Here is a 24863-nt window from a genome sequence, read left to right as displayed (position 1 = left end):
CAAGCTTGGTGAGAGCGCCCAGGCAATGAATCTGCGACGCTCTCCGTCAATTCCCGACTGGTTCAAAGCTGCGTCCCGGCACGGCGGAGTGCGGCGATGGCCTGGTCCTGCGCGGCGTTCATCGCGTCCTTGGCCGGCAGCTGGCCGGTCGCGACCTGCTCGAACGCCTTGTTGAGGACGTCGCCGACGATCGGGAATTCCTTCACGGTGCGATAGGCCATGTAGTTCTCGCCCTTGGCCGGCAACTCGAGCACCTCGAGATAGAGCGCGCCGAGGTCCTGGCCGTTCACCGTGTTGAGCTTGCGATAGGCCTCGCTGGTGATGATCGAGCGGCGGCAGACCGAGGAGTGGCCGTGCTCCTTAACGAGCCGCATCGAGATGTCGGGCGAGAGCGCCCATTTGATGAATTCCCACGCCGCCTTCTTGTTCTTGGCGTTCTTGGGAATGCCGAGGCCCTGGCTGTTCGACGCGGGATGGTCGTGCACGGGGCCGGCCGGCGAGCGCACCACGCGCGAGGTCTCCTTCACCTTGCTCTCCTCGGAGAGCAGGATCGGCGTCACCCACGAGCTGGAGTGAATGAAGATGTTGGCGCGGCCCGTCAGCAGCGATTGCCGCGCCTGGTCCTCGGTGTAGGTGAGGACGCCCTTCGGCGCGCTCTTGAGCAGGTTGGCGTAGAACTCGATGCCCTGAATGGTCTCGGGTGTGTTCAGCGCCGGCATGATGTCGCCGGGCGGCTTGCGGAAGATGTTGCCGCCAAAGCCCTGGATGTAGGGCGGCAGGTTCCAGTGATGCAGCTGGAACGAGGTGATGCCGCTAACGCCGTCGGTGCCGTTGATCTCGGTGCAGACCTGCTGCAATTCGGCGAAGGTCTTCGGAATCTTGAGGCCCTTCTTTTCCATCAAATCCATGCGCGACAGGCCCATCAACATCGCGCCGCCTTCCCAGGAATAGCCGTAGGTCGCGCCCTTGGCATCGCGATAGGGCACCTGCGCGCCCTCGACGAAATCCTTGGGATTCCATTCCGCCGGGGTCAGGTTGGGGTCAGCCGTGAACTCGTCGAGATTGGCGAGCAGGCCGGCGGCGACCCAGCGCGCGGCAAGGATGAAGGTGACGTTGACGAAGTCGTAGGCCGAGCCGCCTGAGGACAGTTCGAGATTGGCCTGCTGGTTGTAGACCGGGAAGGCCGAGAGCTGGAGGTCGACCTTCATGCCGGTCTTTTCCTCGAACTCGGGAATGTATTTCTGCAGCAGCGTGAAGAAGCGGTGCTGGAACGAGGCGCCGTGCAGCGTCACGCCGGCAAACGGCTTTGTCTGTGCGATCAGCGGCGCGGGGAATGCCGCAAGGACGGCGGTCGCGGCGCTGGCCTTGAGCAGGTTACGGCGGGTGAGCGAACGCGCGCGTGATGAAGTCTTCATGTTTGTCTCCCTCGGATTATTGCTTGCCGTGTCAACGCGCCCGTCTGGTGCGGGCGTTCTCGTCCTCGGTGTCTTTCTTTTTCTGGCGCGACATGGCCGTGACGATGTTCTGTTCGGTGAGGTCCATCAGCTTGTGCATGGCCCGGCGCGCACCATCAGGGTTGCGCGCCCAGATCTCGTCGAGCACCGCGCGGTGATAGGGCAGGCTCTTGCGCGGTGCGCCCGGATTGGTGCTCGACAGGTCGAACGACATCCGCAAGGCTGCGGCGACCGTCGCGCCGAACGCGATCAGGAAATCGTTGCCCGTGGCGATCAGGATGCCGCGGTGAAACTGCAAATCCGGCTCGGCATAGGCGACGCGGTCCATGCCGGCGGCGTCCATGCCGCGATAGGCGCGCTCGATCCGGGCAAAATCCTCGTCGGTCCCGCGCGCCGCGCAGATCGCGCAGGCCTCGGGCTCGACGATCCGGCGGACCTCCAGGATCTGCTTGGCGAACTCCTGCGTCGGCAGCGCCGACAGAGTCCAGTTCAAGAGCTCCTCATCGAGCATGTTCCAGTCGAAGCGCGCGCGCACATGCGTGCCCGCCTTCTGCTTCGAGGCGATCAGCCCCTTCGCCTTGAGCAGCGACAGCGCCTCGCGGATCGAGGCGCGGCTGACATCGAAACGCGACGCCAGCTCGATCTCGCGCGGCAGCGTCGTGCCCTCGCGCCACACGCCGGTCAGGATCAGCCGGGCCACCTCGCGGGCGACCTGGGCGCTCGATTGCGGATTGTCGGCCTTGGCCACGTCAACTTGATCCGTCAGTTTAAATGTCTGATTTATTGCAAGTGCGAACGGATTGGCTGCGAAGAATGCGGCCTATTCACGCAAGATAGTCCGAGCGCGCGAGGTTTGACAAGAATTATTATGTCAGACATATTTTCTATTATGCCAACGCCGCGTAGGACAAATCGATCGTGACAAAACCCCACATCATCCTGGTCATGACCGACCAGCAGCGTTTCGACACGATCGCGGCGACGGGGCATCCCTATATGAAGACGCCGAACCTCGACCGTCTGGTGCGCGAGGGCGTCTATTTCGACAATTGCTTCATCAACGCGCCGAGCTGCGTGCCCTCGCGCGCGGCTTTGTTCTCCGGTCTCTATCCGCACGCCTCGGGCGTGCTGAAGAACGGCCAGCACTGGCAGAAGACCTGGGTCAGCCAGCTGGGGGAAGCCGGCTATCACTGCGTCAATGTCGGCAAGATGCACACCATTCCCTATGACGCGAAGGCCGGTTTCCACGAGCGCTTCGTGGTCGAGAACAAGGATCGCTTCTTCGAGGGGCGCTGGTTCGCCGACGAGCTCGACAAGGCCTTTGCCGCGCACAAGCTGACCAAGCCGTCGCGCGCCGGCTATCGCAGCCTGCCTGATTACGGCGATCGCATGGGCGCCTTCACCTGGGAGATGCCGAAGTCGCTGCATCCCGACATCTTCGTCGCTGAAACCGCGATGTGGTGGCTGGAGACGCGGCCCAAGCCCGAGGCGCTGTTCATGCAGATCGGCCTGCCCGGCCCGCATCCGCCCTATGATCCCTTGCCGGAATATCTCGAGCACTATCTCGCCCGCAACGATCTTCCGGTGCCGCAGCCGACCGAGGCCGAGATCGAAGGCCTGCCGGCCTATCTGAAGGAGAAGCGCCGCCACGATACCGAGGTCGACCACGACGCGGTGTCATGGAAGCTGCAGCCGACGCGTGAAGAGATGCGCCGCCTGCGTGCGCATTACTATGCCAATGTCACAATGATCGACGAGCAGATTGGCCGCCTGATCGAGATGCTGGACACCAAGGGCTATCTCGACAATTGCGTCGTCATCTTCATGTCCGACCATGGCGACAATCTCGGCGAGCACGGCCTCAGCCAGAAATGGTCGATGTACGAGCCCGTCACGCGCATCCCGCTGCTGTTCTGGTCGCCGAATTTGTTTTCCGACGGCCGCCGGATCCGCGAAAAGTGCCAGCTGTTCGACCTCGGCCCCACCATCCTGGATCTTGCCGGCGCGCAGCACCCAAAGCCGTTCCAGGCCCGCAGCCTGCTGCCGGCGCTGAAGGGCGAGGAATGGGCTGGCCGCGATTTCGTGTTCAGCGAGCAGGCCGGCGATGTCGCCATGACCGGCGCGCGGCTGATCACCATGGTGCGGGACGACCGCTGGAAGGTCGTGTTCATCCACGGCGCCGAGGACGGGCAGCTGTTCGATCTCGCGACCGATCCGCTCGAGCAGCACAATCTCTGGGGCGCGCCCGAGCATGCGGGCGAGATCAGCCGCCTCAAGGACGCCTTCATCGACTGGCGCCAGAACAGCCTGCTCGAGACGATGGATTTGAACGCGGCTGCGCGGTGAGCGAGTAGCTCTTTGCCTCTCCCCGCTTGCGGTCAGTGTGATGGTCGTGCGCGGCGAGAGCTCGGCCTTCATGGTTCGAGACTCGCCGCAGGCGGCGCTCCTCGCCACGAAGGTCTACAGTTTTGCCGCGCAACAAAACCTCATCCTGAGGAGCCCGCGAAAGCGGGCGTCTCGAAGGATGGCCACAAGGAAGCTGCTCACTCCACCAGATACTTCCTCACCGCCGCCTCGTCCCACGCGATCCCGTTCCCCGGCTCTTCGCTCGGCAATGCAAAACCGTCCTTGATCTTCAGCCGCGTCGAAAGCACGGCGTCGGCCCAATCGACATATTCCAGCCAGTGCGCGGTTGGCGTCACGCACAGAAGATGCGCGCTCACTTCCGAGAACAGATGCGTCGACATCTCGATGCCGGCGGCGTGCGCCAGCGCGGCGGCGCGCAGCCAGCCGGTGACGCCGCCGATGCGCTGGACATCCGGCATCACGTAGTCGCAGGCTTCCGCGGTCAGCGCGGTCTGCATCGAGAACGCGCTGTCAAAGTTCTCGCCGATCTGCACTGGCGTGCCCAGCGCATCGGCAATGCGGGCGCAGCCCTCATAATCGTCGTGGCGGATCGGCTCCTCGATCCAGGTCAGCCCTTCGTCGTCGAGCATCTCGCCGCGGCGGATGGCCTCGGTGACCGTGAGTGCCTGGTTGTAGTCGCACATCAGCGTGACCTGATCGCCGACGGCTTTTCGTATTGCGCGCACCACGGCGAGATCGTCGCGCGCATCGGGCCGGCCGACGCGGATCTTCGCGGCCTGGAAACCTTCGGCCAGCAGCTTGTGGGCTTCCTCCACCGCGGCGCCCGCCGGCATGATGCCGAGCCCCTTCGAATTATAGGCACGCACCGGCTTCGGCGCGCCGCCGAGCAGGCGCGCCAGCGGCAGGCCCTTGCAACGGGCCAGCGCGTCCCAGGCCGCCATGTCGATGCCGGATTGCGCCAGCCGCTGCAGGCCGGCGAGGCCGAGCAGCGTGAAGCGCTGGGCGAGCTTGCGCTCGATCTCGAACGGCAACAGCTCGTCGCCGGCGAGCAGCTCCGACATTTCCGTGACCATCGCCGTCAGCGGCTTCAGGGCCGAAGGCGTGATCGAGAACAGATAGGCATGCCCCACCGCGCCCTGGTCGGTCTCGCAGTCGATCAGCACCAGCGGGGCCTTGGCGACGGCCCCGGTCGAGGTTTTCAGCGGCAAATTCATCGGCACGATCACGGGCCGCGCGTTGAAGCTCTTGATGCGGATGGTCTCGGTCATGTCCAGGTCTCCCGGCGGAGTGAATGCAGGTTAATACTGATCTTAAACATTCGTCATGAAACGAAAAGCCAGTTGCTGCGACCACCATAAAATGGGGTTGCGCGGGCGCGGGTTTATTGGCTCTGTGGCGCCGCATGCTTTTGCCGCGAGTTCCAGAGATTTGCGGCAAGATCGCACACGGGGAGCAACAAGGTGAAACAAGAGATCTCCGAAGAACAACGCAAGAGCGGCATCCTGACGGGCGCCGTGATCGCCTTTCTCCTGCTCGCTCTGCCGCTCGCGGTGTGGCTGGACCTGACCGAGCTCAGCAAGACGGCGCTGCGCCGGCAGGCCGCCGATCTCAATTCGGTGATCACGAGCGTGCGCAGCTACTACGCGTCCAACGTGGTCGGCCGCATCCTGGCCAACCCTGGCGGCGCCACCAGGGTCGTGCACAATTACGAATCCGTCCCCGGTGCGATCCCGATTCCGGCGACGCTGTCGCTGGAGCTCGGACGGGTGATCGGCGCGCAGCAGGAGAACATCACCTACCGCTTCGTCTCGGATTTCCCGTTCCAGAACCGCGCCGCGCACCAGCTCGACAAGTTCGAGAAGGACGCGCTCGATGCGCTTCGCAAGGATCCCGAGCAGAAGATCGTCGAGACCGAGACCTCGCTGTTCTCCGACAAGGTCCGCCTGGTCGCGCCTGTTACCATGGGCCCGGCCTGCGTGAGCTGTCACAACAGCCACCCCGAGAGCCCGAAGAAGGACTGGAAGGTGGGAGACGTCCGCGGCATCCAGGAGGTGATCATCGCCCAGCCGATCGCCGCCAACATCTTCTCGTTCAAGTTCCTCCTGGCCTATTTCCTGATCGCCGCCGGCTGCGGCCTGTCGTTCCTCTCGCTTCAGCGTCGCCAGGCCGGCCGTATCAAGGGCATGAACAAGGAGCTGGAATCCGCCAACGACTTCCTGGCCTCCTTGTCGATGAAGATCTCGCGCTACATCCCGCCGCAAGTCTACAAGAGCATTTTCAGCGGCCAGAAGGACGTCACTATCCACACCGAGCGCAAGAAGCTCACCATCTTCTTCTCCGACATCCAGAACTTTACCGCGACCGCCGAGCGGCTCCAGCCGGAGTTGCTGACCCAGCTCCTCAACGAATATTTCACCGAGATGTCGGCGATCGCGCATGAATATGGCGGCACCATCGACAAGTTCATCGGCGATGCCATGCTGATCTTCTTCGGCGATCCCGAGACCAGGGGCGACCGTGCCGACGCGCAGGCCTGCCTGCAGATGGCCTGGCGCATGCAGCAGCGCCTTGCCGAGCTCAATGCGAAATGGCGGGCGTCCGGCATCGAGCAGCCGTTCCGCTCGCGCATGGGCATCAATTCCGGCTATTGCAATGTCGGCAATTTCGGCAGCAGCGATCGCATGGACTACACCATCATCGGCGCCGAAGCGAACCTCGCCGCGCGCCTGCAATCGATCGCCGAGCCCGGCGGCATCGTGCTGAGCTACGAGACCTTCGCGCTGGTCAGCGATATCGTCCGCGCCCACGCGCTGCCGGCGATCACGATGAAGGGCATCAGCCGCGAGGTGATTCCCTATTCGGTCGACGCGCTGAACGACGCGGCGGCGGAGCGAAGCGGCGTCATCACTGAGCGCGCGCCCGGCCTGGAGCTTTATCTCGATCCGGCGGTGGTGAAGTCCGGTGATGCAGCACGGGTGCGCGCGCTGCTGGAGAGCGCGCTGGCCTCGCTGAAGCCGGCGTGAGGATGCGGGGATTTACACAGTCGTTAATCGAGGGAGTCCCCGTGTGGTACCCCTCTCCCTAACCCTTCCCCGCAAGGGGGGAGGGAATGCGCCTGCGCGTGTGGTTGGATCAGGCGACGATCATTTGCGTTGAGTTTTTGCCTTGAGCCCAGCTCTCACTGCGCGGCACCCTGCGCTCCCTCCCCCCTTGCGGGGGAGGGTAGGGGAGAGGGGTAGCCCAGCAAACGGTGCGCGTATGAACGCCGTGCACCCGCGCCATGAGCCATCTCACCGCGCCGCCCCCTCCGTGAACGCCGTCTCGATCACCTCGCCAAAAGGTTGCCACGACCGCCCGTCGAATTGCACGAGCCGCATCTGCCTGATCGGCAGGTAGCTGCTGGGCGAGGTATTCATCCTGATGTTGGGCAAGGCAACGGAGGGCTGCTGGTCCCTGAGTGAGGCCGCCTGACGCATGATGTTCTCGCGTGAAAAATCGTTGCCGCATTGCTTCAGCACCTGCGTCAGCGCCTCGGCCGCGGCGTAGCCGTAGAGCGCGGCGCTGTTGTTGGTGCTCTCCGCGTGATGATACTTGTCCATGAAGGCGAACCAGTCCTTCATGGCGGGATCGTCCTTCCATGCGGGATCGCTCGGATCCTTCAGAAAAGCAGCCGAGATCACGCCGGCGGAATTCTCCAGGCCCGCGGGCGCCATCGCATTGGCGATCGAGGCGGAGGCATCGTTGACGATGAAGACCGGGCGCCATTTGAGCGATGCCGCCAGCTTGATCACCTTGGACGCCGTCGATGGCACGCCGAGAAAGACGAAGATATCGGCGCCGGCACGCTTGAGGATCGAGACGTGCCCTTCGAGATGCTCGTCGTTGATGTCGAAGGCGATGTCGACGAGGACAAGACGGTTCAGATCGCCAAGGCCTTCCTGGATGCCCCGATAGAGCATGCGCCCGAACTGGTCGTTCTGCCAGAGCACCACGATCTTCTTCCTGGGATAATAGGCCTGGATGTAGTTGGCGTAGATGCGTCCCTCCGAGCGGAACGAGGGCTGCCAGCCCATGGTCCAGGGAAACGCCTTGGCCTGGCTCAGCTCCTCGTCGCCGGAGGCGACGAACAGCTGCGGGATCTTCTTCTCGTTCAGGTACCAGCGCGTGGCGAGATTGCCGGGCGTGCCGAACGAGCCGAACATCAGGTGCACGTCGTCCTTCTCGACCAGATTGCGCGTCAGCTCCAGCGCGGTCGCGGGATCGGAATTGTCGTCGCGCGTGATGAAGCGGATCTTGCGGCCGTTGATGCCGCCGCGCGCGTTGATCATGTCGAAATAGGCGACTTCCGCCTGGCCGATGGCGCCGAATTCCGAGAGCGGTCCCGAATACGGCATGACATTGCCGATGCGGATTTCCTTGTCGCTTGCGGGTTGGTCTGCGCGTTGCTCGGACATCGCCCCCAGCGAGGCGAGAGCGGCAATCAAGACGAACAGCAGTCTGCCGGTGACGCGCATGCTCGACACCTTGACGTTGGCCCCTCGGCGAGGTCGGCTCGATCTGCCCCACGTTGGGTTGATCTACGTCAAGCGTTTGGCAAAGCTGTGGCTTGTTGCCGCTTCAAAGCAGCGCAGCTGCCATCCTCGAAAGAAACGGCAGGCGTGCTGACGCGCCACAAGAGGTCGTCAAGCCCAGGCTTGTCCCGCCCTCGAGGCCGAAGCCACCGAGCGGCGAGCCGCTCTCTGGCTCGATGGTTTGCACTATTCTGTCCGGTCCAGGATCGTCCTGGCGACGCGGTTTGTGCCCGGCGGCACCTGCGATTCAAGGAGACGCCGCCAACGGGTGGGAGCAACACCGCTCCAACGCTCGAAAGCCCTGCTGAAATGAGCGGGGTCGTCATAGCCGAGCATTGATGCAATGTCGCGAATTGACCGGTCCGTCTGACACAGAAGTCTCACCGCCCGTCGTTGCAGTGCGTTTCGCAGCAGGTCGCTATAGCTCAGTCCGCCTTCGCTGAGCCTGCGCTGCAGCGTTCGTCGCGCGAGTCCCGACCGGTCCCCGATGCGTGACAGGGTGGGGCGCCGATCGAACAGCTCCAATTCGATCAGCACGGAGAGACGGCCCGGCAGGTCTTCTGGATCCGGCAGGTCAAAAACGCGTCCGAGCTCGCTCGCGCTCAGCCCGTCGCCCTGCTTGAGGTTTGGATTGACGGCCGTTAGCAGCCGCCGATCGAACACGATCGCGCTGGCGGCATTGCCGACAGCCGCATCGGTACACATCACGTCGACGATCGGATATCGCAGCCGGTTCGGCAGGTCCCGAAGAATGATCCGGCCCGGCAGCCACCTGGCGCCGGCAAAATGCCTGATGACGGCAATCATGTACCAGACGGCGAGCATCTCGTTCTGCTGGCGCCCGTCGCGCGCGGGGTCGGACAATTCATATGACCAGTGGATTTCGCCGCCAAAACGGCGGACGACCAGCTGAGTGGCGTTCTGGAGCATGTGCGGCAGGCTGGCTCCGGCGCGATGGATCGCTTCGAGCAAGGTCGGGGCCTGGGTCACCCATCTGCCGTAAACGCCGAGGCCCGCCATCGATGTCTGGCGGCCAAGCCGGGCCGCAAAGACTTCGTCGTGCAATTCCCGAGAGGTCACCATCAACAGGCGGAAATGATCGCGTAGCGGCAACAGCGTGTCCGGCGACTCCAGCAATGCGAGAGGAAGATCGGCGCGGCGAAAGACTCGCTCGATCGATCCGCCGGCCGCCGCGACGACCTTGGCGATCGGACCAAGCGTGCTCGCGCGGGTGTAGCCGGTCTGGTGCATCTGCCCTCACGCGCCAAAGTGACCGCCATGTCGGCGCATCATGGCAGGCTGAATTCGCAGCGACAGCATAGCATCCGGGTCCCCGTCGATGAACACGGTCAAACGCCCGCGTCGATCGGGACCAGGGAGGAATGCATGTGCTTTGCTTGTCTTGGTTTGTCGTCTTCAGCCGGGAAATTTTCCCGACGTGATGTGGTGTTGCGTGCATCGGCACTGGGCCTGGTTCTGCCCTTTGCCCCTGCGTTGCGGACGGCGCAAGCGGCGGAGCAGGGCGCGCCGCCTCCAGCGGATGTGGTGAGCGGCATCAACGATATCATCGCCAAGGCGCGTTCGCCCGAACTGCTCGTCGCCAAGGCTTTCGAGATCAACGGCGGCGATCTCCCATGGACCGATCTCGGTCTCGATGCGGCGCGGGGCCAACAGGTGACGTTCCTGCTGACCGGCAAGATGTGGCTGTCGCGTGACCACGATCTCTGGTTCGGCCCGGGGCTGGTCTTTCACGCGCGCACGCGCGGGCTCCGGCCGATCTACAATCCGATGCTGGACACGGGAACCATGACGGTCGCCCACGATGGACGGATCGAGGTGGCGCGTTCGGCGGCGGAATGGACCAGTGAGGACGGGACACTGGGTACGCCGGAAGACATCTACAAGAAAGCGGACGTCAAGATCACCGGGATAGCGCTGCTGTGGCGCGGCGATGCCGCGGTCGGCGTCAAGAGTCTGCTGGCGCAGGGCGACGTCGGCGGACTGCTCAAGTCCGAGCTTGCGCGTCTTCAGCGTGGCGGCAAGCTGCCGGCGGGCTGGTCGAACCTGCTCGGGTTTGGCGGCGGTCAGGAAGTCTTCAGCCAGGGTGCCGACGGCGAGATCATTTGCGACACCACGGGCCATGTCAGTATCATCGAGAGGCCGCTGCCGCTTTCGCTAGCCTCCCGTCCGCGCCTCGCATGGCGCTGGAAAATCGATCAATTGCCGTCCGTCGTCGCGGAGGATCAGGCCGCGACCCACGATTACCTTTCGATCGGCGTGAAGTTCGAAGACGGGCAGGATCTGACATATATCTGGAGCGAACATCTGCCTGAAGGCAAGGTTTTCCGGTGTCCGTTGCCCGCCTGGAATGCGATCGAGACACATATGATCGTTCGTTCCGGGAAGGCTGACCTCGGAAGCTGGAAAGAGCAGGAACGCGACATCGCAGCAGATTATGCCGCCCATATCGGCGGACCCGCGAAGGCGATCTCGAAAATCTGGCTGCTGGCCGTGGCGCCGTTCCAGCGCCGTCATGGCGCTTGCCGCTACGCCGATATCAAGGTCACCACCGACGACAAAGTCGTGCACAAGGTATAGCGCGAGAGGTCAAGCGAGCCTGCGGCATATTTGCGCTACGGCAACCCCCGCGCCTCGAGCTGATGCACCAGCAGCAGCGTCGGTTCGGCGAGGCTGTCGCCGGAGCCGTCGAGGCCGAAGGCGCTCGCGATGCTGTCGCGGCTGCGCAGCAATGTGCTGCGCGGGCAGTGCCCGGCGCCGCAGAGCGTCTTCTTCAGGATCTCACCCTGCGCGATGAGGCTCGCGGGGTCGTTCGCGGCCCAGGCCAGCACGATCGGCGCGTCGATGTTGAGGATGCCGGGAAAGACCGACCGCTTGTCATATTGGGTGGCGTCGGTGCCGAGATAGGCTTTCTCGCTGTCGCTCGCGTCCTTGCCGGCGCGGTAGATGCCGGACACCAGCACCACGGCGGCGACATCGGCGCGGTCGGTCTGGAACTCGGGATGTGCCAGCAGGGTGGCCACATGGAAGGCGCCGGCGCCGTAGCCGACCGCGACGATCTCGCGGGCGTCGCCGTTGAACAGGTCGATATTGCCGTGGACCCAGGACAGCGCCGCCGCGACGTCGGTCGCACCCATCGGCCAGGTCGCCGAGGGCGCAAGGCGATAGCTGACGCGCACGCCGATCATGCCGTTGCGCGCGGCAAAGCACATCGCCTGGTCCTGGATCTCGCGCGACAGGTCCGGCGCGCCGCGGTCGCCGGTGAAGGTGTCGCCCGCCACGAACAGCAGCACGGGCCGGGGCGTATCCGCCTTGGTCTCGCTGCTGGTGGCGACGTCGAGCACATTGGCCTCGCTCTCGCCGTAGCGCAGCCCGCGCGAGAATGAGACTTGCTCGCACAAACGTGCGGTGCCGCCGGCGGTCGTGTCGTTATCGGTGAGGCCCACGCGGACGAGATCGGTCGGCACTGTGAGCCGCGCCGGCAACGGACCCTGTGCGGAGGCCGCCGTCACGCTCAAGCTTAGAAAAAATGCGAGATAATTCTTCATCTTGGTGCCAGCCCTGCGTGCCCGATATGGGCTCGCTTGTTTGGCCTGTCTTTTCAATTCGCCTTATTAGTTAGTTCGTCTGAGGCGATTTCACGGCACCGCGTTTCTTCCCCACCTTCAGCTCAATTCCCCGGCTGGAACGTGCAGTCCGCCCCGCTGCCGTCCTTCCGCCTGATCGCATTGGGGTCGATCGTGCAGCTCAGCTTGCTGAGGCTCTCGAAGTTCGATCCCGCCGCACCGTCGGACGGGACGCCGGCGAGCGCTTCCGTCGCGAAAATTTCATTGGCCGTCGCGCCGTTCACGGTCCTGGCCTTCTTGCCGAAGGTCACCTCGCAATTGCGTAACGTGATGTCGACATTGCCGGTGCGGCAGACGATCCTGTCCGCGGTCACGACGATCGGCTTCTTGTAGGGAATGTCGCTGTTTCCGGCGAACAGCATCGCCACCGCCTTCTTCTCGGCGCCCGTCAGGTCCGGCGACAGCGGCGCGATCACGCCCGCGAGCGCCAGCGCGGTCGAGCCCGAGACCGTTGCGGGTGTCGCGCCGGCGGCATCGGCGATGTTGCAGGCACCGGCGAGAACGAGAGCGGCGACGGTGCAGGCCCAATTCCCGGATCGGGACCACGTCGTGAATTTCATGCGCATCGCTGCTTCCCTCGTCACGGCTTCGATGCCGCAAGGCGCCCGGAGCCTCTGACAGAATCGCCGTTGCTGGCCGAGACGTGCGCTTCAGGCTGCTTGTCGATGGCCTTGATGATCGCAGCCGCCGCCGTCTGGCCGGACTGGAGCGCCCCTTCCATGTAGCCGAAATAGGCAAAGCAGGTGTGCTCACCGGCAAAGAACAGGCGGTCCTCAAAACCCCTCGCCAGCCGCGGCCCGGCGCGGCAGACCTCGCCGGGGGCGGGACAGGAGTAGCCGGCGGCGGTCCATTCGTCGCGCGGCCAGGCCATGAACTCCGGCTGAGCGGCCAGGTGCTTGACGTAGCCAGTGTAGACGCTACCGATCTGCTGTGCGTAGAACGCGTCGACCTGCGTCTGGTTACCGGGCTGGTAGTGCTTGAGAGCTGCCGCCGCGACGTCGGCGCCGGCAAACAGGCTGAGTTCGACCGGGCGGTCCGGCGGGGCGATCTGGTTGTCCGTGCCTTCCCAGGTGACACCGAACTGGTTCGAGATGGCCGTCGGGGCGAGGCCCTCGCCGATCCAGAAGCGCTTCGTCAGCGGGCTGAGATATTTCACAGCGGTCCCCATCGTCACGTAGTAGTCGTGCGGCAGGTTGGGCGTGATCGTGATCTTGGCGTTGGGTGAGTCCGGCCACAGGCTCGGAGGGATCGCCAGCACGGCATAATCGGCGGTGAAGGCGGCGCGCGTGGTTCCGTTCTCGGCCGGGCTGAATTCCAGGATCACGCCTTCGTCCTCGATGCGGATGGCGCGTACCGGCGTCGACAAATGGGTGCTGGCGCCCTTGTCCCCTATGTCTTTCGCGAGACGAATGGCGAGTTCCTGATTGCCTTCCGAGCAGCGCAGGGTCTCGGTTTGGGTGAAGAAGGCGTCGATCTGGTTCTTCATCCGCCCACCGGCGACGACGGCCAGATTGGCGAGGAAGCTCTGCTCGGTGGTCGGCTGGCCGGCGTCGTTGGAGAATTGCTCCTCCATGGCGTATCTGGTGAGCTTCGAGCAGTCGAGGCTGGCGATCCACTTCGCAATCGACCTGGCGTCGAGTTTCTTTGCACCGTTGGCAAGCCAGGGCTTGCGAGGGTTGACCCTGCCGGCCCAGCGGCTGAGCTTGCCGAAGGCGTCGTCCATCTCGTGATAGACCAGCTTCATCTGGCCGTCGGAAAGCTTGTGGCCGTCGAGAAACAGCGGCATGTCGAGCTCGAGCGCGTCGAAATTCGTGTCCGAGGTGATAACGGACAGGCCGAGCTCGAACCGCTTGGCGTATTGCAGCCAGAGCGGATGGTTGTAGCCGATCAGCTCGCCGCCGGCCTCGACGATCCCGCTCGGCTTCGTCTTGCTGAAAACCCGGCCGCCGAAGCGGTTGCGTGCCTCGAACAGCGTCACCTCGCAATGCGCGACGAGTTCGGACGCCGCCATCAGGCCGGCGAAGCCGCCGCCGATGATCGCGACCTTCGGACGTCGCACCGCCAGCGCGCGGAGCGCGGTGGGTGAGCGGATCGAGGGCGGGGTAGGCTGAAGGGCGACCTTGTCCCTGACCCGCCGCTGGCGCTCTGCCCCCGAAATTTTGGGCCCGTAGCGCCGGTGCAGCCGCGCAAACAGCGAACGCATCGCGTGCTTCCTTTGAAAATGTCTTCTGCCTGATGGCGCTGTGGCCGCCCGGCTCGCAAATGCAGCAATGCCGCCGGAAATCGGCGGATGGTGCGAAGCTTAGCGTGCAATCTCAGGAGGAGTCGATAGTGGTGCCACAACGGCCGGGGTTCGGCCGTGTGCGTTGCACGAGAATTTCGCGAGAGGCGGCGCCGTACCCGCAGGCGGCGACCTATCGCTTGACGGCCTTCTTCGTCGTCTTCTTGGCGACCTTCTTGGCCTTTTTCTTCTTCGCTGCCTTCTGGGCCGCGAGATAGGCCTCGACCTTCCTGGAGGAATGGCCGGCCGCGGCCACGGCGGCCTTCAGCCTGGCCGGTGTGATCTTGAACTTTGTCGACCAGTAGCGGACCTCATAGGCCTCGCTCAGCGCGATCCGGCTCTTGTCGGAGGCGCGGTGCTTCTGCAGCTTGATGTAGGCTTCGACCTTTTTGGCGGAGCGGCCGACCTTCTTGACCGCGTATTTCAGCTTGGCCGGCGTCACCTTGAACTTCTTCGACCAGTAGGCGACTTCGTACTTCTCGGTGAGCGCGATCAGCGCCCGATCGGCCCCGCCCCGCTTTGCCTTGTTGTCGGCCATGCTTCCCTCCTGCCTGAATGGCGTGCATCCAATCTAGCATGCAGCCCGATTCGGAAGGCAAGCTGCCGTTTTCGTGACGCTTGCGCGCCGACGCTGTTTTGCACCGATGTGTCAAACGGTTGCCGCGCGCGACCCCGCCTCGCGCCGGACAGGGCTTTCTACTGTGCATGGGGTTGTTTTCGCAGTTTTTGTTTTGGAGCCGGCCTGTCACGCCCGCTTCATCGTCCTGAAGGTGATCGAATAGCGGGGTGCCTCGACCGGCGGGATGCTGTGCTCCCATTGCGAGCGCGCCTCGCCGTCCATCATGTAAAGCGAGCGCGGCAGGGCTTCGAGCGTGTGGCGCGCCCATGTGTCGCCGCTGCGGCGGCGGAAGCGGAATTTGCACGGCGAGCCCAGCGACAGGCCGAGGATCTCCTTGAAATGCGGCTTGTCGCGGTGCCAGCCGATGCCAACGCCGGCGTCGTACGCGGTGCACAGCACCTGCCGCACGCTGCCCTCAGTGAGGCCCGCCCATGCCTCGACCTGCCGCGCGACGGGCAGAACCCAGTCCGGGATCGGCTCGGCCTCGGCCAGCCGTTGCAGCGAATAATCATAGCGGTAGCCGAAGGACGCCACCCGGCGGTTGCCCTCGAAGGCGCCGAACTGGAAGCGCTGGAGCGGCAATGCCGCGATGCGGCCGATCAGATCCTGTTCAGTGGCGGCCTCGATAAAATTGTCCGTATAGCGAAGGCCGGCTGGGCCTCCTGCCGGGTCGGCGAACAAATCAAGCTGGGTCATTCCTCGCATTTCCGTGATGGAACCTATTGGCGGCTGGTGCGACTTACATAGGACACGGAAAAAAACGTGCGAGGCTGTCATGGCAGAGAAGCATACCGCCGATCCGGCAGAGATCATGCGGGCGACCGGTCATCCTGAGCTGGAATACGCCGCCGGCTGGACCATCGCCGGTCTGGTCACCATCGGCACCATCGTCGCCGCCTGGGTGTTCGCGATCTAGGCGACAGGAAACTGGAGTTCGAAGGCGGCGCCGTCGTCGGTCGGCTTGAGCCTGATCGAGCCGCCATGGCTCGCCATCACCGCGCGCGCGATTGCCAGTCCCATCCCGGTCCCTCCCTGGTCGCGGCGGGTGGTGAAGAACGCATCGAAGATCCTGTCGCGGTTCGGCGCCGAGATCGGCTCGCCGTCATTGCTCACCGTCAGAAGCAGGGTGGTGCGCGCGTCCACCGCCTCCAGCCTTATTGTCCCAGCCCTGTGCCGCATCGCGTTATCTGTGAGATGCGACAGCACGATTAGCGCCTTCTCGCCGGACATGCCGATGGGACGGTCGAGGCTGCCGCTGGCCTCGATTGCGCTCTGCGGAAACCGGCTTCTGAGGTCGGCGATGACGGGCGCAAGCTCGGTGCGCTCGTTCTGCGGCAGGCTTTCGGCCCGCGCCAGCTCGCGCAGCCGCTGCGCCATCGCTTCCAGCCGTTGAGTATCCGAGAGAATGTTGGCGATGAACGTCTTCTGCTCGGCCGGCGTCAGGCCCTCGGCCTTGCCTTGATAGGAATCCTGCAACAGCTCGGCGGCGCCCTTGATCGAGGTCAGCGGTGACTTCAGCTCGTGGGTAAGGTGAGCCGAGAACGTCGCGATATAGTCGGAGCGCCTGGCGAGTTGCTCGGCCATGCCGAGGAAGCTGTGCGAGAGCTGGGCGAACTCGCGCGTGCCGTAATGCCGGAGCGGCTGAAACGCCTCGCGGTCGCCGCGACCAATCCGCGCGGCGCGATCGATCAGCTCGCGCATCGGCAGCGTGATGGTGCGCGAGAACACGAGGCCGATCGCGATGGTGCCGAGGATCACGGCGAGCCCCGCCAGCACGAACTTGGCGCGCTCCTGGTAGAGGTGGTCGAAGATGTTGCTCGGTGTCCGCGTGGTGTAGATCACCCCCGCAACGCGGTTGTTGACGATCACGGGCATCGCCGAGAACACGTGCACGCCGAGGCCGCGGCTGAAGGAATAGATCGGCGGCGGCGGCTTGTCCGGCACCCGGTTGCGCAAGGTGGCGCGGTATTGCCCGTGCAGCGCGTCGGCGACCTCCTCGATATGGGCGAGCGACTGCCCGACCTCCTGGCGCCCGGCGATCACCACGCCCTGCGGATCGAGAATGCGAAAGCCTGCCAGCGTCACCTTCTGGGTCTCGCGGATGATCGGCGTCAGCTTTGCGCCGATCTCGACATAGGCAGGCTGCGCCGGCTGGGCCGCTGCTTGCGCATCCGGCCGCCGCCTGAGCAGGTCGTTTGCCGTGAGGTCGAGCGCGGGGCGGATCGGCGTAACCTGGTCGCCGGGGTCGGGCAGCACGTTCGGCGGCACCTCGGCGCCGAGGGTCAGGCCGCCGTCTAGCCTTGCCGTGACCTCCTGCGCATAGATCGTCGCCAGCACGCGGCTCTGCGCGATCAGCTCGGCCTGGGTCTGGCGGATCAGCTGGTTGTCGTAGAGGCGGAAGAAGAACAGGCCGACCAGCGGCAGCACGCCGACGGTCGCCAGCACCGTGAAAATCACGAGGGTGAGCGAGGGCCGCCATTTGTCGGGTGCCGCGCTCATGCCTCTTTCTCGCAGCGGCCGAGCTTGAAGCCGACGCCGTGGATGGTCTCGATCACGTTCTCGCAGGCCAGCGCCGCGAGCTTGGCGCGGATATTGCGGATGTGGCTGTCGATGGTGCGGTCGGAGACCTGGATGTTGAGCTGATAGGCCGCCCGCATCAGCTGCTCGCGATTGAATACCGAAGTCGGCCGGGTCAGGAACGCGCGCAGAATGCCGAACTCAATCGCGGTCAGCTTCAGCGGCGTGCCGGCGAAGGTCGCGACGTGCTGCTCGGGATCGATCAGCAGGCTGCCTTGCGACAGCGCGGCCGGCCCGGCCTTGGCCTCGCCATTTCGCGGGCTGAGACGGCGCAGGATGACGTTGACCCGCGCCACCAGCTCGCGCGGGCTGAACGGCTTCGTCACGTAGTCGTCGCCCCCGATCTCGAGGCCGAGGATGCGGTCGATCTCCTCGTCGCGCGCCGACAGGAACAGGATCGGCACATCGGACGTCTTGCGGATCTCGCGGCAGACGTCGAGGCCGTCGAATTCGGGCATGCCGATGTCGAGCACGATCAGATCGGGCTTGTCGGTGGCAAAGCGGGCGAGCGCCTCCTTGCCGTCGCGGGCGTCGATGACGTCCATGCCGGCCTTCCTCAGGGCGACGCGGACAACCTCGCGGATATGGCTCTCGTCGTCGACGATGAGAATGCGATGCGCCAAGAAATTCTCCGCTGCCTTGTCAGCCGGCCGGCTGATTTGTCGCCTGCGCGTCCAGCTTGTGCTGGAGCCGCCAGTTCCGGAAGCCCCAGCTCCGCCAGGCCAGATCCTGGCGCTGCTGTTCTACAAGGCGGTCGCGGCGCGACACAAGGCAGCTCTCGGGGTTGCCGGCCCGTAGCAGGATGGCCTTGTCGATGGCGGGCAGCGCCTGCGGCCCAAGCGTCAGCAGATAGTTGATGTCGACCAGCAAGCCTTTGCCCGATGCTTCCCGGCTGTGGGCGACATTATAGTTGGCGATGAAGGCATCGAAGTTCACCAGCGAGCAGCCATAGAGCACGATCGCCAGCGCGATCAGATTGACGCCGACCAGCCATTCGTTGGACCTGTCGAGCACGATGCGGGCCACGATCAGGATCAGTCCGAGCGCCACCAGCCCCATCCAGATGAACGCCGCGATGCGCCAGTAGGTCAGCATGTAGATGTCGACGTAGAGATCGAGGCGGAGGATGGAGGAGGCGACGAGCAGGACGTTCTGCCCGACCCAGAGATAGACCAGCGGCCGGATCACCTTCGATTTCTCGGCCGGTCCGCCCGGGCGCATCGCCACCAGCACGAAGGCGGCGGCGAGCAGGGCGGTTGCGATCAGCGGGTAGGCGCCGCGATGCGCATAGGACGCATAGGTCAGATTGTCGGGCAGCGCGACATGGCCCCAGAGATAGATGCCGTCGAGAATGGACTGCGCTGCGAACAGCAGGTTGAACAGGATCAGCGAGCGCAGAATGGTGGAGGCGCCCAGAAATTCCGGCGAGACGAAGGGCGGAAGCGGGGGCGGCGCTGCGACGTCGGCTTCGGTGGCGACGGCAACCTTCCTGCGCCGCCAGCGCACCTGGATGAACGGCCAGACCAGCGCCAGCATCAATGCCCAGAACAGCACGCGCCAGACGCTGACATACTCGAAGATGACCTTCGGATTGAGCAGCGACACCCATTGCTCGATCACCGGATTGGCAGCGGCGAACAGCGCGACGAACACGGTGCTCAGCACCACCGGCATCAGCCACAGTGCGATGCCGCGGGTGAAAGCCGACATGTTGAAGACCTGGAGCGCGTCGGGGAAAAATCTGAAGGGACCGAACAAGAGGAAGTTTCGCAACGCGCGGGCGCGGTCCGCAAGCCCCGTCGTCTCCGGATTGGTCGCGAGCAGCAGGGCGATGACCAGTGCCGCGACGAGGATGAGGAACGAAAGCGTGTTGAGCTCCTCCACGGCCGGCACCAGACCGAGGGCAATGATTACGCCTCCGATGGTTGCGCGGCGAAAGTCCAGCGTCGCATGATTGGCAAGCAGCGAGGCGCAGGCGACCGCGATGGCAAAGATCACCATCGATAGCCCCATTCGCTGGCCATACAAGAGCCAGTCGGCGAGCGCGGCGAGCACCAGCGCCATCGCGAGCTTGGTCGAAATCGCCGAAGGCCTGATCGGCTGAATGTCCGTCGTCGATGTCGTCGCCAGGCTCGTCATATGCAAATGACCTTTCGTGAAGTTCGATATCGTGCAGTCTGCACGGGGCTTGCGCAGAAATCGGGACCTTCGTCAGCACGCTTTCAGGAGTCTTTTGCAGTTTTCGTGCAGGCGTGCTTTTGCCCCTCGCGCAGCGTAAGTCTCGCTGATAGGTGCGATGCGTTCATCATTTTGGACGTGACGCATCATGCAACTCCTCCATCGCATCGGTCTCATCCTGCTCTGGCTTGCCGCACCTGTCGTCGCATTCGCGGCAGTGAACAAGAGCGATCCCTATCTGCTCGTGTTGCGCGGCGTCGGAAACATCGCGCTTGTCGTCGCAAGCATCGTGATCGTCATCGTCCTGCTGCGCCTCGGGCGCTGGCGCAGCATCGCGGGCAAGCTGCTCGTCATGCTCTGGTGCCTGCCGCCGCTGCTGATGTCGGCCGCGCATCTGAAGTTCGAGCTGCGCAAGCACGATGTGCTTGCCGCGACAGCCACTGAAGCGCGTCAGCTCGGACCGCACTTCATGGTCGGCTATTCCTCGGTTCCCGAGGTCGCGCGCCTTGCCGAGCAGGGGTTGATCGGCGGCGTCTACGTCACCCGGCACAACATCCGCGGCCGGACGATCGAGGCGCTGCAGGCCGAGATCACGGCGCTCCAGGACAAGCGGCGCGCCGCCGGCCTGCCGCCGCTGGTCGTTGCGGCAGACCAGGAGGGCGGCATTGTCGGGCATCTCGCGCCGCCGCTGACCAAGGTGCCGGCGCTGGCGACACTTGCCGGGCTCGCCCCCGACGAGCAGCAGGCCAAGGCGGAAGAGTTCGGCCGCATCCATGGCCGCGAGCTAGCCGGCGTCGGCGTCAACCTCAACCTCGCGCCGGTGCTCGACCTCAAGCCGCCGGCGAGGCGCAATCGCCTCGACTTCCACACGCTGATCGGCCAGCGCGCGATTGCCACCGATCCCGCCGTCGTCAGCACGATCGCGAGCGCCTATGTCCGCGGGCTGGAAGAGTCAGGCGTCGGCGCCACGCTGAAGCATTTTCCGGGCATCGGCCGTGTCCGCGCCGACACGCATCATTTCAGCGCCAATCTCGACACGCCGGTGAAGGAGCTGGAGGTGACCGACTGGCTTCCGTTCCGCGAGGTGCTGTCGCATTCGCGCAGTGCGCTCATGGTTGGACACGTCACGCTCACGACCGTCGACCCCGATCGCGCGGCCTCGCATTCGAAACGCGTCGTCGAGGGGATCATCCGCGGCAAATGGGGTTATCAGGGCATGGTGATGACCGACGACCTGGTGATGGGTGCGATCTACCAGCACGACGTCTGCAAAGCCGTCGTCGAGGCGATCAACGCCGGTGTCGATGTGCTGCTGGTCGCCTATGACGGCGCGCAATTCTACCGCGTCTTCGCCTGCGCCCTGGAGGGATCGCGGCAGGGCAAGCTGGATGCGGCGATGCTGCAAGCGAGCGCGGCTCGGCTGGAGCGGGGCTTTCCGACCGAGCAGGCGCGAGCAGCTTCACGCGCCATTCGCGTCGTTGACAAGGATTAGCCCTTTGCGTCCCCGCGATCTATCTCAACTCCTCGGCCAGGAAATCGAGCAGCGCGCGGACCTTGGTCGAGGGGCGGGGGCCCGCCGGAAACACGGCGTAGACGTCGACCGGCGCGAGCTTGTAGCTCTTCAGCAGCGGGACCAGTGCGCCCGACGCGATCTCGGGGCCGGCCATCACCGGCGAGGTCATGGCAATGCCGAGCCCCGCCAGCACACTCGCGAACACGCCGGGGCCGGAATCGGTGGTGATGCGGCCGTGGACATCGACCGACGTCTCGGCGCCATTGCGGGTGAATGACCAAGTGGTGCGGCCGAACAGGCCGGGACCGAAGATGCAATCATGCGAGGCGAGATCGGCCGGCGTCTTCGGGGTGCCGCGCTCGGCGAGATAGGAGGGCGCGGCGACGAGAAAGCGCGGCAGCGTCGCAAGCTTGCGCGCGCCAAAGCCGGAGTCGCTCAGCGGGCCCAGGCGGATCGCGACGTCGGTGCCTTCCGCAACGAGGTTGTGCCGTTCGTCGGCGACGGACAGCTCGACACGCAAAATGGGATGGGCGCGTAGGAATTTCGGCAGGCGCGGGATGATGTGCCTTGTGCCGTAGACGATGGGCATCGTGATGCGCAGCGTTCCGCGCAATGAATCGACGCCGCGCGCGGCGTCCTCGGCGTCCTCGATGTCGGCCAGCACGTCGCGCGCGCGGATGAGAAGCAGTGCGCCGGCGTCCGTCACCGTGATGCGGCGCGTGGTCCGCAGCAGCAGCTTGACCCCGAGCCGGCTCTCCAGTTCGCCGATGATGCGCGACACCGAGGGCTGCGACAGGCCGAGCTCGCGCGCGGTCTTTGAAAAGCTGCCGCTTTCTGCCGCCCGGACGAAGACGGTCAATTCCTGGAGCCGATCACTCATTCGTCTTCCAAATAAATATTGTCCGTGACGGCCATATACCCCTTCATTTCCAAATGATCCAGATAGGCCGGGCCAACGACAACCGATGGAGTTTCCTCATGGCCCTGCAAGACAAACTCGACGCCTTCAAAGTCGACTTCGAAGCCGGTCGATTTCCGCTCAAGCCGAGCAAGGAGGCGCTGGACACCATGCACCGCGCCACCGCCGAACTGATCGCCAGCGGCCAGGCGCAGCGCGCGAAGAAGGCCGGCGACGTCGCGCCCGAATTCACCCTGAGGGATCCCGACGGCAAGCCCGTCTCCTCGCGCGACCTGCTCGCGAAGGGACCACTGGTCATCTCGTTCTATCGCGGTGTCTGGTGTCCCTATTGTAACCTCGAGCTGCAGGCGCTTCAGGACGCTCTGCCCGAGATCGCCGCGCGCGGTGCGAGCCTCGTTGCGATTTCGCCGCAGACCGCGCCGAACAGCCGCAAGTCGCAGCGCGACAACAAGCTCTCATTCCCGATCCTGAGCGATGTCCGGAGCGAGGTCGCCGACGCCTTCGGCATCCGCTTCGTTTTGCAGGACGATCTCGTCGCGCTCTACAAATCGTTCAAGAACGATCTGCCGACGTTCAACGACGATCCGTCCTGGGTGCTGCCGATGCCGGCGCGTTACGTCATCGGCCGCGACGGCGTCATCGCCTATGCGGAGGTCAATCCGGACTACACGCACCGCCCCGATCCGTCTGAGCTGTTGCCGGTGCTCGACCGGTTGCGGGCCGGCAAGGCGGCCTGAGCGTTAGGGGCACCGCTTCGCGTGCCGTCGCGCGCGGGGCGGTGAACCGCTAGCGCTCGCGCGCGATCAATCCGTCGATCATCGCACGCACCAGGCCGGCGATTTCCTTGCGCAGCGCGGGCAACGGCACGGCGACCAGCCTCTGCTCGAGTCCCAGCACCACCATGCCATGCACGGCCGAGAACAGGCTGCGTGCGGTGATGCCGAGCTCGTCCGCGCCTCGTTCTGGAAACAGCGTGGCGAGCGGCACGTAGATGTGGCGGAACAGCTGCATCTGGTCTTTGGCGGACCAGTCGGGGACGTCCTTGTCGGCCTCCATGCGGTGCTCGAACATCGCGCGCCAGAGTTCGAGATTTTCCGCGGCGAAATCGCAATAGGCGATCGCGATGCAGACCAGCGTCTCCTGCGGCGATGGATTGCCAGCGCGTACCGCCGCGCTGAGCGCCTCGTCGAGCCGGTGCAGCGTGCGCGACCCGACGCGCAGGACCAGCTCGTCGACATCGGCAACGAGATTGTAGACCGCACCATTGGCGCAGCCGATCTCGCGGGCCAGATCGCGGGTCTTCAGGCCGGCCAACCCACGCTGAGCGATCATCCGCTCCGCCGCGAGGATAAGGTCGGCTCGAAGTTTCTCTCGACGTTCCAAGGCTTTAGTCATCTGTCAACCAAATTCTTGAGCGTCGCTCAAATATTTATTGAACGATGTTCAAGGTCTCTGCTACAAACCATCTGTGAGCAACGCTCATAACAGGGAGCAGCAAATGTTCAAGACCGTAGTGACACTCTTCCGCGGCAGTGTTGCCGCCGCAGGCGAGGAACTGGAGGACCGGACGGCCCTTCTGATCCTCGACCAGCAGATGCGCGACGCGGCCGCCGCCGTCGAGCGCAGCAAGCGGACGCTGGCGCTGGCCATCGCCCAGGACCAGCAGGAAGGCCGCAAGCTCGAGGCGACCGTCGCCCGTATTGCCGATCTCGAAACCCGCGCCGTTGCGGCGCTCGACGGCGGCCGCGAGGATCTCGCCAAGGAGGCGGCCGAAGCCATCGCAGGCCTCGAGGCCGACCGCGATGCGGCGATGACGGCCCGCGCGTTGTTCGCGACCGAGATCGTGCGGCTGAAGCGGCATGTCGCGAGTGCGCAGGCCCGCATCACCGAGCTCGATCGTGGCCGCCGCGTCGCCCGTGCGTCCGAAGCGGTGCGCTCGCTTCGCCGCAGTGGCATCGAGGCCGCGCGTCCCTACGAATCCACGCTGCCGGAGGCGGAGAGCACCTTGAGGCGCCTGCGTGACCGGCAGATGGAAGCCCAGGCTGCCGACGATGCGCTGGTCGAACTCGATGCGGCCAGCGGCCCGCTCGCCACCGCCGAAAGATTAGCCGAGCAGGGCTTCGGCCCCCGGCTCAAGACGACCGCCGACGACGTGCTGGCGCGGTTGAAGTCCAAGCGTGCACCGACGGCCTGATCTCAACCCCCTCATCATTTGAACCGATAGGAGACCATCATGAACCAGAACGGCCAGCCCCACAGCAGCGCCTGGGTGACCTTCACTTATGCGTCCTTCGCAGCCTCCGCCTTCCTCGTCGCCATCGGCATCTTCTTCCTGCCGCTCGACCTCTGGATGAAGGGCTATCTCACCATGGGCATCGTGATGCTGATCCAGACCTGCATCACCCTGACCAAGACCGTCCGCGACAATCACGAGAGCAGTCGCCTGGTGAACCGCATCGAGGATGCCAAGGCCGAGCGCCTGCTGATGGAAGTCTCCAAGGCGGCTTGAGAGAGATTGCCTGAGCCAGGTCACGCCAAACAAGCAAACAGCGGCGGAATAACTCCGCTGCTGTTGTGCCCGGAACCGGCGACATCCTTGACGAACTGCATTCGCCGATCGCGTTCCGCGTCGGCGTATCGCGCTGCGAAATGCAACCGAGCCATGACGGATCGCGCGGGCGTGCGCTCTTGCGCGCTGAAGCGGGCAGGGGCACTCTGCGCAGGCGGCGCACAAGAACGT

Annotated in this window: 23 protein-coding genes; 8 read left to right on the top strand and 15 right to left on the bottom strand. The window is 64.6% G+C overall.

From position 1 onward, the window contains the following. Positions 1 to 62 precede the first annotated feature (62 nt). Together NLM25_RS40295 and NLM25_RS40290 are read right to left on the bottom strand one after the other, a co-directional pair. Positions 63 to 1415, bottom strand: a complete 1353-nt coding sequence (locus NLM25_RS40295; RefSeq protein WP_254140596.1) for an ABC transporter substrate-binding protein — start codon at positions 1413 to 1415, stop codon at positions 63 to 65. 31 nt (positions 1416 to 1446) lie between these two features. Next, complete coding sequence (locus tag NLM25_RS40290; RefSeq protein ID WP_254123429.1) at positions 1447 to 2202, bottom strand: FadR/GntR family transcriptional regulator; 756 nt, start codon at positions 2200 to 2202, stop codon at positions 1447 to 1449. Positions 2203 to 2372: 170 nt separating this feature from the next. On the opposite strand from NLM25_RS40290, the gene NLM25_RS40285 reads away from it, so the two are divergent. Continuing rightward, positions 2373 to 3800 (top strand): sulfatase-like hydrolase/transferase, encoded by a 1428-nt coding sequence (locus tag NLM25_RS40285; protein WP_254140595.1) that lies wholly within the window; start codon positions 2373 to 2375, stop codon positions 3798 to 3800. A 197-nt stretch (positions 3801 to 3997) separates the two neighbouring features. On the opposite strand, the gene NLM25_RS40280 is transcribed toward NLM25_RS40285, so the two are convergent. Further along, positions 3998 to 5089: an enolase C-terminal domain-like protein gene (locus NLM25_RS40280; protein WP_254140594.1), complete on the bottom strand. Its 1092-nt coding sequence runs from the start codon at positions 5087 to 5089 to the stop codon at positions 3998 to 4000. A 192-nt stretch (positions 5090 to 5281) separates the two neighbouring features. On the opposite strand from NLM25_RS40280, the gene NLM25_RS40275 reads away from it, so the two are divergent. Next, complete coding sequence (locus NLM25_RS40275) at positions 5282 to 6844, top strand: adenylate/guanylate cyclase domain-containing protein (RefSeq protein WP_254140593.1); 1563 nt, start codon at positions 5282 to 5284, stop codon at positions 6842 to 6844. Between the two features lie 267 nt (positions 6845 to 7111). Here NLM25_RS40275 and NLM25_RS40270 read toward each other — a convergent pair whose 3' ends face one another. Then, positions 7112 to 8335, bottom strand: coding sequence for an ABC transporter substrate-binding protein (locus tag NLM25_RS40270; protein ID WP_254140592.1), 1224 nt, complete (start codon positions 8333 to 8335; stop codon positions 7112 to 7114). Positions 8336 to 8578: 243 nt separating this feature from the next. Then, a complete protein-coding gene (locus NLM25_RS40265; protein WP_254140591.1) occupies positions 8579 to 9643 on the bottom strand; it encodes an AraC family transcriptional regulator in 1065 nt (354 codons plus the stop codon). Positions 9644 to 9838: 195 nt separating this feature from the next. Here NLM25_RS40265 and NLM25_RS40260 point away from each other — a divergent pair, with 195 nt between their 5' ends. Further along, on the top strand, positions 9839 to 10990 hold the full coding sequence (locus NLM25_RS40260) for a DUF3047 domain-containing protein (protein ID WP_254140590.1): 1152 nt from the start codon (positions 9839 to 9841) through the stop codon (positions 10988 to 10990). 35 nt (positions 10991 to 11025) lie between these two features. Here the strand turns inward: NLM25_RS40260 and NLM25_RS40255 are convergent, their stop codons facing one another. The 5 genes from NLM25_RS40255 to NLM25_RS40235 all read right to left on the bottom strand — a co-directional run bounded on the left by NLM25_RS40255 (position 11026) and on the right by NLM25_RS40235 (position 15632). Next, positions 11026 to 11958 (bottom strand): alpha/beta hydrolase, encoded by a 933-nt coding sequence (locus NLM25_RS40255; RefSeq protein WP_256570805.1) that lies wholly within the window; start codon positions 11956 to 11958, stop codon positions 11026 to 11028. A 122-nt stretch (positions 11959 to 12080) separates the two neighbouring features. After that, the gene (locus NLM25_RS40250) at positions 12081 to 12596 is read right to left on the bottom strand and encodes a hypothetical protein (protein ID WP_254141350.1); all 516 of its coding nucleotides are present in this window, start codon (positions 12594 to 12596) and stop codon (positions 12081 to 12083) included. A gap of 20 nt (positions 12597 to 12616) precedes the next feature. Then, positions 12617 to 14239 (bottom strand): flavin monoamine oxidase family protein, encoded by a 1623-nt coding sequence (locus NLM25_RS40245; protein WP_254140588.1) that lies wholly within the window; start codon positions 14237 to 14239, stop codon positions 12617 to 12619. Between the two features lie 211 nt (positions 14240 to 14450). Continuing rightward, positions 14451 to 14855: a DUF3606 domain-containing protein gene (locus tag NLM25_RS40240; protein ID WP_254123420.1), complete on the bottom strand. Its 405-nt coding sequence runs from the start codon at positions 14853 to 14855 to the stop codon at positions 14451 to 14453. A gap of 207 nt (positions 14856 to 15062) precedes the next feature. Next, positions 15063 to 15632: an alpha-ketoglutarate-dependent dioxygenase AlkB gene (locus NLM25_RS40235; protein WP_254140587.1), complete on the bottom strand. Its 570-nt coding sequence runs from the start codon at positions 15630 to 15632 to the stop codon at positions 15063 to 15065. Positions 15633 to 15711: 79 nt separating this feature from the next. On the opposite strand from NLM25_RS40235, the gene NLM25_RS40230 reads away from it, so the two are divergent. Next, the gene (locus tag NLM25_RS40230; protein ID WP_007597071.1) at positions 15712 to 15852 is read left to right on the top strand and encodes a hypothetical protein; all 141 of its coding nucleotides are present in this window, start codon (positions 15712 to 15714) and stop codon (positions 15850 to 15852) included. Here the strand turns inward: NLM25_RS40230 and NLM25_RS40225 are convergent. Genes NLM25_RS40225 through NLM25_RS40215 form a run of 3 tightly spaced genes read right to left on the bottom strand, consistent with a single transcriptional unit; the run spans position 15849 to position 19652 of the window. Beyond that, on the bottom strand, positions 15849 to 17435 hold the full coding sequence (locus NLM25_RS40225) for an ATP-binding protein (protein WP_254140586.1): 1587 nt from the start codon (positions 17433 to 17435) through the stop codon (positions 15849 to 15851). The genes NLM25_RS40230 and NLM25_RS40225 overlap by 4 nt on opposite strands. After that, complete coding sequence (locus NLM25_RS40220; RefSeq protein ID WP_254140585.1) at positions 17432 to 18136, bottom strand: response regulator; 705 nt, start codon at positions 18134 to 18136, stop codon at positions 17432 to 17434. Before NLM25_RS40220 ends, NLM25_RS40225 begins: the two co-directional genes overlap by 4 nt. Positions 18137 to 18155: 19 nt before the next feature. Continuing rightward, the gene (locus tag NLM25_RS40215) at positions 18156 to 19652 is read right to left on the bottom strand and encodes a DUF4153 domain-containing protein (RefSeq protein WP_254140584.1); all 1497 of its coding nucleotides are present in this window, start codon (positions 19650 to 19652) and stop codon (positions 18156 to 18158) included. 187 nt (positions 19653 to 19839) lie between these two features. On the opposite strand from NLM25_RS40215, the gene NLM25_RS40210 reads away from it, so the two are divergent. Beyond that, positions 19840 to 21183, top strand: a complete 1344-nt coding sequence (locus NLM25_RS40210) for a glycoside hydrolase family 3 N-terminal domain-containing protein (protein ID WP_254140583.1) — start codon at positions 19840 to 19842, stop codon at positions 21181 to 21183. Positions 21184 to 21202: 19 nt separating this feature from the next. Here the strand turns inward: NLM25_RS40210 and NLM25_RS40205 are convergent, their stop codons facing one another. Continuing rightward, positions 21203 to 22084, bottom strand: coding sequence for a LysR family transcriptional regulator (locus NLM25_RS40205; protein ID WP_254140582.1), 882 nt, complete (start codon positions 22082 to 22084; stop codon positions 21203 to 21205). A 98-nt stretch (positions 22085 to 22182) separates the two neighbouring features. On the opposite strand from NLM25_RS40205, the gene NLM25_RS40200 reads away from it, so the two are divergent. After that, positions 22183 to 22860 carry a peroxiredoxin-like family protein gene (locus NLM25_RS40200; RefSeq protein WP_254140581.1) on the top strand — a complete coding sequence of 226 codons (678 nt, stop codon included), beginning with the start codon at positions 22183 to 22185 and terminating at the stop codon, positions 22858 to 22860. Positions 22861 to 22909: 49 nt separating this feature from the next. On the opposite strand, the gene NLM25_RS40195 is transcribed toward NLM25_RS40200, so the two are convergent. After that, positions 22910 to 23518, bottom strand: coding sequence for a TetR/AcrR family transcriptional regulator (locus tag NLM25_RS40195; protein WP_254140580.1), 609 nt, complete (start codon positions 23516 to 23518; stop codon positions 22910 to 22912). Positions 23519 to 23621: 103 nt separating this feature from the next. On the opposite strand from NLM25_RS40195, the gene NLM25_RS40190 reads away from it, so the two are divergent. Both NLM25_RS40190 and NLM25_RS40185 read left to right on the top strand, forming a co-directional pair. Continuing rightward, positions 23622 to 24317, top strand: coding sequence for a PspA/IM30 family protein (locus tag NLM25_RS40190; protein ID WP_254140579.1), 696 nt, complete (start codon positions 23622 to 23624; stop codon positions 24315 to 24317). A gap of 39 nt (positions 24318 to 24356) precedes the next feature. Next, positions 24357 to 24632, top strand: a complete 276-nt coding sequence (locus tag NLM25_RS40185) for a YiaA/YiaB family inner membrane protein (RefSeq protein ID WP_254123410.1) — start codon at positions 24357 to 24359, stop codon at positions 24630 to 24632. The last annotated feature ends 231 nt before the right edge of the window (positions 24633 to 24863 follow it).

This window comes from Bradyrhizobium sp. CCGB01 (assembly GCF_024199795.1).
GTDB lineage: Bacteria > Pseudomonadota > Alphaproteobacteria > Rhizobiales > Xanthobacteraceae > Bradyrhizobium.
The sequence above is the reverse complement of the archived record's forward strand: the minus strand, read 5'-3'. Positions and strand labels throughout refer to the sequence as shown.